Below are 14,575 nucleotides of genomic sequence, written 5' to 3' on the forward strand. Positions count from 1 at the left end.
TCTAAAAATTAACATAATTCAGCACCAACTGGGCAAAATTTGCGGTGAATAATTTAATTGAAATTGCCAGCAGGATAATTCCGAAAACTTTCTGAAGGATCATCAATGTAGCATCCCCTATTTTCCTTTCCAGCCATTTCGCTGATTTAAGCACCAAATATACGAAAATTGTATTAAGAATAATTCCTAAAATAATATTAATATCATGGAATTCAGCTCTGAGAGATAGCGCGGTAGTCAGTGTTCCGGCACCTGCAACCAGCGGAAATGCAATGGGAACAATGGATGCCGCTTTTGCTTCGGTGGTTTTATTGATTTCAATTCCTAAAATCATTTCCAGGGCTATGACAAAAATCACAAAAGCTCCGGCAATGGCGAAGGAATTCACGTCTACTCCAATCAGTTTAAGGATCTTATTTCCTACGAATAGAAAAACAATCATAATAAGGCCGGCAGTAATTGCAGCTTTTCCAGCTTCAATTTGCCCGAACTTCTGTTGAAGGCTTACTATAATAGGAACTGAACCGATAATGTCAATAACGGCGAAAAGAACCATAAAGCTTGTAACGACCTCTTTAATAGAGAAACCATCAAAAATTTCCATCTCTTTGTAATTAAAAATTTCGCAAAAATATGAAAATAAATTAACTATTTGCTAATTTGTGAATATAAATTAACAATTGCTTTCAAAAGTTCCTCAAGTCCTTCTACAGATTTCACAGGAGAATATTTTTCAATTTGAATTTTCTGCTGAAGTTTTCCGTAGTCTTCTGCAAAAGAAGAACCTTTGTGATTTTCAAGAAAAGTCTTAAACTCGCTGACAGAGCCCTGAAAATACTGAGCTCTTACTTCCTCATCCAATTCTTCCATTGTTTCAAAGAACTTTTCGTATTCTCCGTTATCTTTAAGATTTTCAAGGTAGCTGAAATAGTCATTAATATCCGTTTTCAGCAATTCCTTGATTTCCCTTTCTGTTTCGGCCACTGATCCTAATGATTTAGACGGTGCATTTTCCCTAACTAATGTACGTTTTTTTTGCCAAGTCTTAAATAACAGGTAAGCAACAAATAACCCCAAAAGGATCACAATATTGGTGAAGAGAATATTCCAGTGGAATTTACTTTTTTCTTTTACTTTAAATGAAGTGGTCTTTAAAACCGGAGTGTTTACCGTTTCAAGCAGATTATTGGTATATTCATTTACTTTCTCTACCGTAGAACGGGCTTCAAGAACCTGCTCATGAGAAAATGCATTCAAGGCCAATGTTTCCTGCCCAAGATCAATATACTCCTTGTTCTCAGGATTAAAAAAAGCAAACTGTTCTGTTTTTATAGAAATTGCTCCCGATTTTTTAGGAATAATAACATAGTTAGCCAAAATTACTCCTTTCATCCCCGTTGTTCCTGGGGATACTTTAGAGGTGATTTTAGGGGCAAAAATTTCATAATCCGGAGACGCTGCAATTTTTGGAAGTACCATATCCGGTAAATTTCCCTCTCCTGAAACCTTTACCACAATATTCATTGGCTTTTTAGCCTCAGGCTTCTCTTTAGAGGCATTGTAAACACTTACATTGAAGTTTCCCACTGCATTTTTAAAACAGTCAGGAGCTCCTTCCGGAAGCTTTTTTACAGTAAGTCTTATCTTATTGGAAAGAATTTTATTTTTATTGGAATGAGAATTCACAGAGGCTGACACCCCCGGAACTTCTACATACCCTGCTTCATTTGGAAATACCATAAACATTGCCAGAATCTGGGAAGCCATATTTCCGGAATTCGTCGGATCTATTTCAGACCTGTTAAAATTAATAGGGTGCACATTGATATTATCCTGCTGTGGAAGATGGATATTTTTTACTTTTCTAAGGTTATCCATATTTCGGGAATACACCTTCAGAACAGCAATGGTAGGCTGATCCTGGTATACTTCTCTGTCTTCTATCTCCATATTCAGATAGACGTCATTGGAAGTATTCCCGGCTAAAGATTTCTTTTCTACAAATTCTTTGACGTTGACATCAAAAGGTTCTGTTTTATAGATTTTATTATTGACAGTAACCAGTACCGATCCGATTTTTATTTTTCCCTTTTTCTTAGGTTCAAGGGCTATTCTGGATACTTTCTGGGTAATCAGAGTATTGGTAGCAGGATCAATCACTGTATTGGTAACCGATCCGCTTCCGATAATATTGAATTTCGAAAGATCCGGAAGCTGAAACCCTGTTTGCTGTACAAGATCACTTCCGTTGAGTTCTAAAATGATTGTAAGATTAACAATATCCTTACCGGCATATTCAGCTTTATCAGCATCAAGGCTAAGATTTACCTGTCCGTAAGTAATTACGGATGCCAGAATAAGCAATATGTAAATCAATTTATGCTGCATCACCAATCTTTCTCGTTGCTTTCAGGCATCGAATAAGAATTCTTATTTAAAATTCTTCTGGCGGTTTCTTTTTCTTTTTCGTTAATTTTATCTAGAATTGCATTTTCAAGGTCTTTTGGCATTTTACCTTCATTGTCCTGTTTTTGCTGAGGATCATTGCCCTGGTCACTTTTACCTTTGTTTTGCTGACCACTTCCCTGATCCTGCTTCTGATCTTTTTTATCGCCTTTCTGATCATCACCTTTGTTCTGATCATTACCACCACCACCTTTTCCTGAGTTGTTCTGCTGGTTTTTCTGTTGTTTTTCTTTTTCCTTTAACTTGGCAATTTCATAATTCTTCCTGGTGGCCTCACTATACGGATTTTGCTTAAGAGCTTTTTTATAATAATCTGCAGCCTTTTCCGGCTGGTTCATCTGCATATAGCTATTGCCTAAATTATGAAGTGCCGCCGCTTTATCCGGAAGTGTCTGTGAAAACTGCTGTGCTTTTTCAAACTCTTCCTTTGCTTCTTCATACTTCTTACTTTTATATAAGGCATTCCCCAAATTGTAATGCGCCGTAAAATCTTTGTCATTGGATTTTGCGGCCTCCATATATTTTGAAGATGCTCCATCATAGTCTTTACCGTCAAATTTTTGGTTCCCTTCATGAACCAAAGTCCTGTAGTTTTCCTGCCCAAACAGAATGCCTGAGAAGGAAAAAGCAATTATAAACGATAAAAGTAAGATTTTAGTATTCATCCTTTGCAAAATTATTCCTTTAAATGTTAAGAAACAGGAGTTTATTTGTTAAAATTCGGTTAAAGTGGCCTTTAAAATGAGGTTCTCTTCTAAGAAGATTAGACATTGAAATCTTTTTTAGGATTAAAAAGAAAAATTAAAAGGAAAAATAAGATGGATACTCCCAGAAAATACTGATAGTAATGGTTGGCATTCTGTGACTTCACTATGGTTTCGGATCCTGAAGATTTTTTATTGACGGCATCAATAATTCTGTTTGGCGCTTCATTGATGTTATTTCCGTCTATATAACTTCCTCCGGTAGATTCAGCCATCTTTTTTAGGGCGTCTGTCTGTCTTTTTGAAATGACAGTTCCTCCGTTCACATCTGTTTTATATCCCATTAACTGCCCATAAACATATTCAGGAACCGGCGCTCCCTCGTCGGTTCCAACGCCTACAGAAGTAATACTTATCCCCTCTTTATTGGCTAACCTAATGGCAGCATTGTCATTCCCTTCATTATCTTCACCATCACTGAGCAATATAACCTTTCTGGAGCCTTTGCTTACATTTTTAAACTTATCTACAGCAGCCTGCATTCCGTTCAAAAAATCGGTTCCCTGGATCTGCATGGAGTTGGTTTCAATTCCGCTGATATAGGTTTCGGCAGAATTATAATCTGTAGTCAGAGGCATGATAGACATAGCCTGTCCCGCAAAAATCACAATACCAACTTTGTCATTTTTCATCTTCTGCATAGTACCCAGCATCAGATTTTTAGCTTCAGCAAGACGGCTTGGGTCTATATCTTCGGCATTCATTGAATTCGAAACATCAAGCATAAAAATCACATTGTTCAATTTCTGGCTGCTTTTCACTTCCTCTGAGCCATTAAGAAGATCAATGATTGAAAATATCAAAAATAGAGTTCCTAATAAATATAAGGCAGGAAAAATTTTTATAAATCCCGATTGTTTTTCAAATAAATGATCATGAAACTGGCTGTCTGCAAAAATTTCTCTCTTTTTATTTTTCCATCTCAAAAAACGGATCAAAAAGATAGCTAACAGCGGCAGAAGCAACAGCAAAAATAAATACCAATAATTTCCTAAAGACCAACTCATCAGCTTAAAATTTTATAAAACACCCATCTCAACAATGCATCCAATACCAGCATTCCCAACGCAATCCACAGAAAGATCTTAAAATATTCTTCGTAATTGTAGAGCTTGGAAACCTTTACATCAGATTTCTCCAATTGATTGATCTCATCATATACTTCTTCAAGACTGCTGTTTGACGTAGCCCTGAAATATTTCCCTCCTGTATTCTGAGCTACTTCTCTCAAAGTATTTTCATCAATGGCAACTTCCGTCTCAGTAAATACAAGATCCCCAAAGATATCCTGCGATGTAGGCATCAGTGCATATCCATTGGTCCCGATTCCTATGGAATACACCTTTATATGGTTACTTTTAGCCAGTTCGGCAGCAATCTGTGGCGGAATAGCATTCTGAATATTACTGACCCCATCTGTCATCAGGATAATTACTTTACTTTTCGCTTTGCTTTTAATCAAATGGTTGACGGCTACAGAAAGACCTTCGCCAATAGCCGTTCCCGGCTCCAGCCCTGCTGAATTAAGATTTTTAATCTCATCAATGACAACCTGATGATCTGAAGTGACAGGTACTTTTGTAAAAGCCTCTGCAGCGTAAGCTACAACTCCTATCCGGTCATTGGGACGTTTCTGAACAAATTTTACGGCAATATCCTTCAGTGCTGTAATACGGTCCGGGCTTAAATCCTTCGCCAGCATACTGAGAGAAACATCTATAGACAGCATAATATCTACTCCTTTTGTATCATCTCTATCCTGGGAGACCGTAAAGGTTCTGGGTCTCGCCATAGCAATAATCAGTGCAGCAAGAATGATGTACTTCGATATTTTCAAGACAAAAAGAACAGCCTGAATACCACCGCTGGAATCCATATTTTTAACGGTAGGGACTTTTATCCCTTTCCTTTTCTGTCTTCCGGCATCTTTAATAAAAAGAGGAATAAACAGTAGAAAAAGCAATAAGAACCACGGACTGTAAAACTCAAAATTAAACATCCTTTCTTAAGTTTTCAAATTCTAAATCTTTCGATGATCTTTTTACAAAATCCCTGATATTGGCAAAATCATTTTCCATGGTTTCTTTATCAGGAAAGGTTTTCGCAAATTTCACAAGGTCTCCCCTTAAGAAAACATCTTCTATTATCTTTTCGTTATCCTGAGAAATGGTATTGTTCTTTTTTATGACCTCAATAAGGTCATCGGTAAGAAGTACCTCTGCAGGAAGGTGATACTGTTTGGCTATAAAGGTTCTGGAAATATCGATCAGTTCTACGTAGAATGAACGGAAATTACCTCCTTCAATATATTTCTTCTTTTTAAGAGAATCCAGTTCTTTTAATGTTTGGTTGGTAGCTACAGCCGGTGAACTCTTGGATTTTCTTCCCCATTTTACAATCATGATAATAGCCACAATCAAAGCAATAGCTGCTAAAGCTGCCAGAATATAGAATTTATAGAGCTCCCAATAATCTTTTGCATCAAGTTTAACTTCTTTATTCTTCATGATATCATTAATCTGATCAGCTTTTTGAGCGGTATTAATGACATCGATCTCATAAGGAATAGTTTTCAGTATTTTATCACCCACTTTAAATTCCAGCTCAGGAATCGTAAATTTCCCTTCTTCAAAAACAGCAAACTCTATTTTCCTCTCATATAAATTGGCATTTTGTCCGATACTGTCTTTTGTTTCTTCAAAATGAAAAGGCAGCAACTCATTTTTGGCTGCAGAGATCACCTGCTGGTCGTGAATATTGTCAATTTTAATAACAAAATGATTGACTTCACCTAACGCAATAGTTTTCTTCTCTATATTGGAAGACAATATCTGTGAAAAAGTATTGACACAGATAAAAAAAGATAATATTAATAGTATTTTTTTCAATTTTCAAATAATAAATTCAGGCTGGTGCCTAGTGTTTTATTTCTAATTCTATCTATCGGTTACCGTACTATTTTTTCTGGAAATAGCTATACAGTAATTTTGAATAATCTGAACCTGTATTGATATTCATAAAGCTGGCCGAGCTGTTAGAAAAATCCTCTTCCAGGGCTCTTAACTTCTGTTTTTGAGCTTCCGCAAAAGTATATCGCCATCTGGCGCTGGAAGTATTGGCCCATATTTGTTTTTCTGTTTCTACATCATGTAACAGTGTATATCCTACATCAGGAATTTCATTATCCTTTTCATCATAGATCCTCATTCCCAGCAGCTGATGTTTTTTTGAGGCTACTCTCAGCATTTTAGAATCATATTCATCCTCAAAATCTGAAAACAAGAATACCAGAGATTTTCTTTTAAAAATTCCCATCATATATTCCAGTGCTTTGTCTATTTTAGACTCAGCAGCAACATAATCGGCCGTCAGGATATTGCTGATAATAGAAAGAATATGTTTTCTCCCCTTCTGTGGTGGAATTACTTTATATACTTTGTCAGCAAACAGGATCAGTCCCACTTTATCGTTATTTCCTGCAGCTGAAAACCCTAAGCTGGCTGCGATTTCGGCAACATATTCCCTTTTCAGCTGAGTCTTTGTTCCATAATCCATTGAAGCGGAAATATCTACGAGAATCATCATCGTAAGCTCTCTTTCCTCCTCCATTACTTTTACAAACGGTTCACGGAAACGTGCTGTTTTATTCCAGTCGATTCTTCTTATTTCATCTCCAAACTGATAGGGACGGACTTCCGAAAAAGTCATCCCCTGCCCTTTAAAGGCACTGTGATATTGCCCCATCAAAGCAGCCTCCGTCTTTTTTCTGGTACGGATTTCTATCTGCTTTACTTTTTTTACAATATCTTTTATCTGCATACGCTGATGTAAGGTTTAATAATTTACAGGGATTTGTATAGCATATTTACACTATTCTTTTCCCATTTTTATCTTCTAATCTTTCAATTCAATGGACACATTCAGCCATTCATCATCAAATTTCGGACTGTATTTTTTGTAGAAATTGATGGCTGGCTCATTCCAGCTTAGGACCTGGAATACCATTCCGCTGTAATCATTTAATTTTCCATGTTCCAGTGTTGCATCAAATAATTTTTTCCCAATCTGTATTCCTCTCATTCTTTCGGTTACTACCAAATCTTCAAGATACAGCCTCCTTCCTTTCCAGGTTGAATATCTGTCGTAATACAACGAAATTCCTACAATTTTACCGTTCATTTCAGCGACAAAGGCACCCCAGACCGGAGACGGTCCAAAGCCATCTTCAGTAAACTGATCAAGCGTTACCGTTACTTCATGTAGTGCTTTTTCGTATTCTGCCAGTTCCTTAATTAAGTCAAGCATTGAAGCACAATCTTCCTGAACGGCTTTTCTGATTACAACATCACTCATTATGGCGCCTGGATTTTTGCTAAAATTCTGTTGATGATCTCTTCTGTTGAAATTTCTTCTGCCTCCGCTTCAAAAGTTAAGCCCATTCTGTGTCTCAGCACATCTTTGGCCAATGCTTTTACATCTTCAGGAATAACAAAAGCCCTTCCTTTTAAGAACGCATAAGCTCTTGAAGCAATCGCAAGGTTAATAGATGCTCTTGGAGAAGCTCCGAAGCTGATATAATTTTTAAGTTCGGAAAGTCCGTAATTTTCCGGATATCGGGTTGCAAACACCATATCCAGGATATATTTTTCAATTTTCTCATCCAGATAAATCTGGTTGATCAATTCTTTGGCATCTACGATATCCTGAAGAGAAATGACCGGATTCACAGTAGGCTGATGTGAAGTGGAAACCATTCTCATTACTTTTCTTTCATCTTCAAAAGATGGATAATCTATGGTACACTTCAGCATAAAACGGTCACTCTGTGCTTCCGGCAACAGGTAAGTTCCTTCCTGATCAATAGGGTTTTGAGTAGCCAGTACTAAAAACGGCTTGGGAAGCTTCATTGTTTCATCACCAATAGTTACCTGTTTTTCCTGCATCACTTCCAGCAGGGCAGACTGTACTTTGGCCGGCGCACGGTTGATCTCATCCGCTAGTACAAAATTAGCGAATACAGGACCTTTTTTTATAGAAAAATCATTGTCTTTGATATTAAAGATCATTGTTCCCACCACATCTGCGGGAAGCAGATCGGGTGTAAACTGAATCCTTGAGAATTCGCCATGAACAGCATCCGCCAATGTTTTTATCGCTAAAGTTTTGGCCAGTCCCGGAACTCCTTCAAGAAGCACGTGACCATTTCCCAAAAGCCCTACCAAAAGGCGGTCTATCATGTATTCCTGCCCAATAATAACTTTGTTGATTTCCTGTCTCAGAAGAGAAAATAAATAGTTTTTTTCTTTTACTTTTTCCGTCAACTGACGGATATCTTCTGCTTGAAATGTATCTGACATAGCTTGATTTAAAATAGGTGGTAAATTTCTGATAAATACTTGCATTAATCAACACAATCAATGCCATTATTGAGTTAAAGTTTGTTAAATATTCCGGGATGGATAAGGGATTCAGGGTAATACGAACTGAGTTTCTTACACATACTGCCGATTCACACGGAAGCTCCACCGGGTGTATCTTTGATTTTCCTACTAGGAATACAGCATTTTCACCAGCTTCCTATAAAAAATGTTGTAGCATTTTTACCACAACATTTTTATTATATTAAATTACAAATCTGCTACCAATTTCTCAGCATATCAAAGCTTTGTGATGGTAATGGTAAACACATCTTCCGGCCTATCTTCCGCATCCTCGTAAGATCCCACATTGATATAATATTCTGTTCCTGCGCTGGTAGTAATGGTAATAGTTTCCGAACTACCGCCACCGCCGTTATCTTTTGTACCCACACAAGCCAGGCTGTTACACGATCCTTTATATACTCCTATTTTGGGATCGAAAGAAATGGTTGCAGGAGCCACTTTAATGGTAAATTGGCCGCCGTCTCCCATAAATTTGAACCACAGTCCATCATTCATTCCATCATTCGGGCATGCCATTACAAATCCGGCATTATTGGTAGAGGACATTCCATCACTCTGTGTATAGGAATAAGGAAAAGCAGATGCCAGCAAAGCTCCGGAACAGGCATCATTTACCGGTATTGGAGGAATGGTTTTAAAAACATTATCTGTACAGCCGGAAGATTCACCATTGGCCGAAACAGCTGTTACTTTTAAATAATAACTGGTATCTCTCGTAAGAACAATTGATGGTGAAAGATTAAAGTTAGCAGCAGTCACAACCTGCTGGTTAATAATATCTGTACCTCCGGGACTCGTCCCTAAGGAAACTTTGTAAGACGTAGCTCCAATCACCGGCTGCCAGCTAACAGTAGGAGATAAAGAAATAAACTGAGCATTGTTTGCAGGATAAAGTATAAAAGGACAAGCAGGAGTAGACTTAGCCGTCAGCCCGGCAATTGTTATTGCTGATTTATAATCCGCTCTTATTCCACCGGGTGGAGATGCAGGATCAATAACTGCCTGGTCTCCTTTGTAATAAAGGGTAGAATTTGGAATATATGGATACACACGGAAAACTTCATCAAAATTATTAATATCAATGCTTGGCGCATTTTCTCTTGCTGCCACCACTAAATTATCTGTATTATTATAGGCAAATGGTACAGTAAAGACCACCTCCACTTTATCATTATTCTTTGTTACCATACCTGCAAATACCTGAGTAAGTTGTGAGGAGGGAATCCAGTCTGCGCCGGAAGCAAATGCCGTTTTCTGGGTATGCCCAAGATAAACCGTCCAATTCGAAGAGTCAGAAATACCGGCAGACGGATCCACATAGAATGTAACTCCTGTAATAGTTCCTGCAGCAGTCGCATTCAATTCCTGTTTAGGATAAATCTGCTGCACATAAGAATAGGAAAAAAAACTGCTGACAGGCGCTGTGCCCACATTGATGCTTCCGATATTTAAATTGATCTGAGCTTTAAAAATCAAGACTGTCAATAATAAAAATAAAAGTAAATTTTTCTTCATCATTAATAAAATTACCATTGAATACGATGCTAATTTAATAATAAAATTTCAACATTAATGATAAATATAATTATTTAATAAAATTCATTTACACCTTTCATTGAAAACACCTTTTATCACTTATTTTTTACACTATTAACAACAAAAAGCTATTTAATTTAAAAATCGATCTAACCAAATGTATTTTTAAGTACATATTTTAATACATTTGTAACAAATACCAATCACATGTATAAAAAGCTATTTTTTGTCAGTCTTTTGTTTGCAAGTTTTTTTAAATCACAAACCACTACAGTAACCAATGTGATTTCTCAGGCAGTGTTTTATGACGGCTACGCCGCTACAGTATCCGCTCCTGTTCCCAACGGGTTGATCAGACTGAATAATGCCAGATATACAAGAAAGCTTACAGATGCCGAAATGGACTCTTTTAAAGCAAAGATTGCGATGAGAGTCTCCATAGGCGCATTATGTGATAACTATGACCGTCTGGGTGAGGTCTTTTTAGCATTAGTACCCAAAAACCAAGCTACTTACACGATAAACGATGCTAATGTAAAAAGGATTGAAGCAGGGAGATACATCACCCCTTTTATGAATAAAAACCGCTCCCCTCTGGAAGTTCCCTACACTTACGATGTAAGCAATCTGTACAGTATATTTCATGACGCCACCCTACGCAGCACCTATGATATATACATGGAACTGGATGTTTTTGGTGTGCCTTATGCAGCAAACAATGAGGTTCCGGGATGCTCCGGCAGGAATGATGTATTTACAGGAACTCTTACTTTCTTTTCAACCGATACAGGGGCTACTGCGACGGATTACAACACCATTGCTCCTATCCTGAGCTATAACAGACTTAATAATTACAACAGTACAGATACTGCCGGTGAAACGGTTAGAATTGTAAATTTTAACTTACCTGATCCGGTTACCAACGCCCGTTTCTTTGTGATCTCTACCCCACATGGTGCCAACAGCGGCGGTGAAGAATATATAAGAAGACAAAATTACACCTATGTAGACGATGTACAGGTACTCACCTATACCCCCGGAGGAATTTCGTGTGAACCCTACAGAGTATACAACACTCAAGGTAACGGAATCTATGGTGCTACTCCAAAAACACTTGCAGAATGGACTTCCTGGAATAACTGGTGTCCGGGCAACGCCGTTCCTATACGTGGATTCAGCTTAGCTAATATGACCGCAGGAAATCACACCCTTAAACATACCATCCCTACGGCTGTTTTCAATCAGCAGCAGGGAGATGTATACCTGTCTGTTTATATGCAGGGTAAGAGCAATGCTACGTTAAACGTTAAGGACATTAAAACAATAGATGTCAGTATATACCCCAATCCCACTTCTGATTTTGTAACCATCAAATCAGAGACTGCTGTCGCTTCTATCTCAGTCTTCAGTATAGAAGGAAGAAAATTATCTGAAACGTACCGGGAAAACAAGGTAGATCTTTCCGGCTATAGCACAGGAGTTTACTTTTTGAATATTGTACTGAAAAACGGAACATCTTTTAAACACAAGATTATCAAGAAATAGAGAAAATTAAAATATTCTTTCAAATTGCAGAGATCTGAACAACCCGAACTCCTGCTGAATGTTTTTCAGCAGGAGTTCGGGTTTAAAAATTGATTCCCTTTACGATCAATAATATGACACGCAAATCATCCCTTTTTCTTTTGCAAACCTCCTATTCTTATCAAAACCCAACGTAAAGAAAATATTAAATCATATGAAACCATCCGGTTAATACTTTTGATAAAAATACATAATATTGATTTAATTTTTAAATAATTAATAAAAAATAAGCACATTTAACACATAAATAATCAATAAAAAGTAAAAATAAATACATATTTTATTATATTTACATTAAATATCAATGATTATGTACAAAAAAATATTTCTTTTAAGCCTCCTTTTCGCAGGCTTTTTAAAATCACAGACGACAACCAATGTGATTTCACAGGCAGTTTACTATGATGGGTATGCTGCTACAGTATCCACTCCTGTTCCCTCCGGACTGATCAGGTTAAATAATGCCAGGTACGCAAGAAAGCTTACAGATACAGAGCTCGATTCTTTTAAGGCAACCATTTCAATGAAGGTAACTATAGGTGCTTTGTGTGACAATTATGACCGTTTGGGAGAGGTTTTTTTAGCGTTAGTACCCAAAAACCAACCTACTTATACCATCAATGATGCTAACGTAAAAAGAATTGAAGTAGGCCGGTATATTACTCCTTTTATGAACAAAAACCGTACTCCTACACAGGTTCCTTACACGTATGATGTAAGTAATTTATATAGTATATTTCATAGTACTGAATTGCGTAATATGTATGATATCTATATGGAACTGGATGTATTTGGCGTTCCTTATGCTGCCAATAATGAAGTTGCCGGATGTGCCGGCAGAAATGATGTTTTTTCAGGAACTCTGACTTTTACTTCAACAAACACCGGAACAGCTACAGATTACAATACCCTGGTTCCTATATTAACCTATAACAGGCTCAATAACTACAACAGCACTGATGTTGCGGGTGAAACGGTCAGAATTGTCAGCTTCAACCTTCCTACCCCTGTTACCAATGCCCGTTTTTTTGTAATATCTACTCCCCATGGAAATCCTGAAGAATACAACAGAAGACAGAACTACACCTACATAGACGATGTGCAGGTGCTTACCTACACTCCCGGGGGAACCTCCTGCGAGCCTTACAGGGTATACAATACACAAGCCAATCAAATCTATCATTCTACTCCACAGACAACCTCATGGTGGACTTCCTGGAATAATTGGTGTCCGGGCAGTTCCGTTCCTACCAGAGAGTTTACATTATCCAGTCTGGCCGCTGGAAATCACACATTGAAACATACCATACCAACAGCTGTTTTTAATCAGGAAGGCGAAGTAAATTTATCTGTTTATATGCAGGGCAAAAGTAATACAACTCTGAAAGCAGCAGAAAATGTTAAAATAACCGATGTCGGCATATACCCTAATCCTACTTCCGATTTTGTGAATATAAAATCAGAAACAGGGATATCCTCTATAAGTCTTTTCAATATCAATGGAAGAAAATTATCTGAAAACTACGGAGATGATAAGATCGATATCTCAACACAGAGCAAGGGCACTTATATTTTAAATATTGTTTTAAAAGACGGAACTACCTTCAAACATAAAATCATCAAGAAATAAGAGGTAAACAATTTTTCAAGTCATAAAGATTTGAAAAACAGCAAAACCCTCCAGGTGAATACTTTTTACCTGGAGGGTTTTTATATTTAGAGTCATTTAAATATATCAGAAATCAATCACAGGAGGCTTAAAAGTTTAAAAAAATATGAAATGAAATTTAAACTGACCTTAGGAAATCAACTGTTCTTTGCCAGACTAACAGAAATTCCACATCAGGCCGTCTCAATAATATATGGTATAGATTCCACGCACAGCCCCGAATGGGAGATCAAACATAACGTTTTTGTTGAATTTTATTAATCTTTTCTAAAAAGTTTTATTTTGGAGGCTTATTTCCGGATAAGGATAAGCAAGAAAAGAATTAAGCTTCCAAAAAACCACGTCTTTCTGCAAAATATCACCTTAAAAAACAGGATCATAGACTGTGTCTTTTTGAATAGTTAAAAAACTTTAACTCTAATCCCCATTCAAAAAATTGTCATTTCCAGTTTATTAAACTATTTTTGGAGATTAAAAAAACGGCAAAATGAACTATCATTTTCAAGCACACAGACAGGTAAGAAGAAACCTTCTGGACATCCTGCAGAACACTTCCCATGAAGATCTTCTGCTGATTCCGGATGGCTTCAACAACAATATATACTGGAATATTGTACACACAGTTGCCACCCAGCAGCTGCTGCACTATTATCTGAGTGGAAACCCTTTCCGTATTGATAAATACTGGATTGAAACTTATAAAAAAGGGACTTTACCTAATCTTAATGTCCAGAAATCAGAAGTGGAAGATTTGGAGTTCCTGCTTACTGAAACGTCAAAGATCTTAATGAAAGATTATGACAGTGATTTCTTTTCAGATTACACGCCCTATACAACCAGTTTCGGAATGGATTTAAAAAGTATTCAGGATGCCATTATCTTTAATAACATGCATGAAAGCTTACATTACGGATATGCAATGGCTCAGAAAAGAGCTATTTTGGGTGAAAAATATTAAACAATTACCCTCTGCTGAATAAGAGCTACCATAGTTCTTATTTTTGGCAAAAAAATAAAACTGATGAGCCTTCAGAAGGGTTAATGAGTAAAAATCAGGGAATTCATCCGGAGGAAAATAAAATTCATGTAATCCCGGATGTTGTTTGACTACA

Annotated in this window: 14 protein-coding genes; 4 read left to right on the forward strand and 10 right to left on the reverse strand. The window is 37.1% G+C overall.

What is annotated here, in order from left to right:
* Position 1: 1 nt before the first annotated feature.
* The 10 genes from LQV47_RS20610 to LQV47_RS20655 form a co-directional block, all read right to left on the reverse strand.
* The gene (locus LQV47_RS20610) at positions 2-604 is read right to left on the reverse strand and encodes a MarC family protein (protein ID WP_230041010.1); all 603 of its coding nucleotides are present in this window, start codon (positions 602-604) and stop codon (positions 2-4) included.
* 44 nt (positions 605-648) lie between these two features.
* Positions 649-2,388, reverse strand: coding sequence for a BatD family protein (locus LQV47_RS20615; protein WP_230041011.1), 1,740 nt, complete (start codon positions 2,386-2,388; stop codon positions 649-651).
* The gene (locus LQV47_RS20620) at positions 2,388-3,131 is read right to left on the reverse strand and encodes a tetratricopeptide repeat protein (protein ID WP_230041012.1); all 744 of its coding nucleotides are present in this window, start codon (positions 3,129-3,131) and stop codon (positions 2,388-2,390) included. The genes LQV47_RS20615 and LQV47_RS20620 overlap by 1 nt, the downstream gene beginning before the upstream one ends.
* 98 nt (positions 3,132-3,229) lie before the next feature.
* Positions 3,230-4,237: a VWA domain-containing protein gene (locus LQV47_RS20625; RefSeq protein ID WP_230041013.1), complete on the reverse strand. Its 1,008-nt coding sequence runs from the start codon at positions 4,235-4,237 to the stop codon at positions 3,230-3,232.
* On the reverse strand, positions 4,237-5,229 hold the full coding sequence (locus tag LQV47_RS20630) for a VWA domain-containing protein (protein WP_230041014.1): 993 nt from the start codon (positions 5,227-5,229) through the stop codon (positions 4,237-4,239). The genes LQV47_RS20625 and LQV47_RS20630 overlap by 1 nt, the downstream gene beginning before the upstream one ends.
* The gene (locus LQV47_RS20635; protein ID WP_230041015.1) at positions 5,222-6,118 is read right to left on the reverse strand and encodes a BatD family protein; all 897 of its coding nucleotides are present in this window, start codon (positions 6,116-6,118) and stop codon (positions 5,222-5,224) included. Before LQV47_RS20635 ends, LQV47_RS20630 begins: the two co-directional genes overlap by 8 nt.
* A gap of 67 nt (positions 6,119-6,185) precedes the next feature.
* The gene (locus LQV47_RS20640) at positions 6,186-7,049 is read right to left on the reverse strand and encodes a DUF58 domain-containing protein (protein ID WP_230041016.1); all 864 of its coding nucleotides are present in this window, start codon (positions 7,047-7,049) and stop codon (positions 6,186-6,188) included.
* A gap of 75 nt (positions 7,050-7,124) precedes the next feature.
* Positions 7,125-7,583, reverse strand: coding sequence for a GNAT family N-acetyltransferase (locus tag LQV47_RS20645; protein WP_230041017.1), 459 nt, complete (start codon positions 7,581-7,583; stop codon positions 7,125-7,127).
* Positions 7,583-8,587 (reverse strand): MoxR family ATPase, encoded by a 1,005-nt coding sequence (locus LQV47_RS20650; protein WP_230041018.1) that lies wholly within the window; start codon positions 8,585-8,587, stop codon positions 7,583-7,585. Before LQV47_RS20650 ends, LQV47_RS20645 begins: the two co-directional genes overlap by 1 nt.
* Positions 8,588-8,887: 300 nt before the next feature.
* Entirely contained in the window at positions 8,888-10,207 is a 1,320-nt protein-coding gene (locus LQV47_RS20655; RefSeq protein WP_230041019.1) for a hypothetical protein, read from the reverse strand.
* A gap of 210 nt (positions 10,208-10,417) precedes the next feature.
* Between LQV47_RS20655 and LQV47_RS20660 the strand changes: the two genes are divergently transcribed.
* The 4 genes from LQV47_RS20660 to LQV47_RS20675 all read left to right on the forward strand — a co-directional run bounded on the left by LQV47_RS20660 (position 10,418) and on the right by LQV47_RS20675 (position 14,421).
* Positions 10,418-11,755 (forward strand): peptide-N-glycosidase F-related protein, encoded by a 1,338-nt coding sequence (locus LQV47_RS20660; RefSeq protein ID WP_230041020.1) that lies wholly within the window; start codon positions 10,418-10,420, stop codon positions 11,753-11,755.
* Positions 11,756-12,104: 349 nt separating this feature from the next.
* Positions 12,105-13,424, forward strand: coding sequence for a peptide-N-glycosidase F-related protein (locus tag LQV47_RS20665; RefSeq protein WP_230041021.1), 1,320 nt, complete (start codon positions 12,105-12,107; stop codon positions 13,422-13,424).
* Between the two features lie 150 nt (positions 13,425-13,574).
* Positions 13,575-13,724 carry a hypothetical protein gene (locus LQV47_RS20670; protein ID WP_230041022.1) on the forward strand — a complete coding sequence of 50 codons (150 nt, stop codon included), beginning with the start codon at positions 13,575-13,577 and terminating at the stop codon, positions 13,722-13,724.
* Positions 13,725-13,950: 226 nt separating this feature from the next.
* Positions 13,951-14,421 carry a DinB family protein gene (locus LQV47_RS20675; protein ID WP_230041023.1) on the forward strand — a complete coding sequence of 157 codons (471 nt, stop codon included), beginning with the start codon at positions 13,951-13,953 and terminating at the stop codon, positions 14,419-14,421.
* Positions 14,422-14,575: the final 154 nt, after the last annotated feature.

Source organism: Chryseobacterium sp. Bi04 (assembly GCF_918698085.1).
Taxonomy (GTDB): domain Bacteria; phylum Bacteroidota; class Bacteroidia; order Flavobacteriales; family Weeksellaceae; genus Chryseobacterium.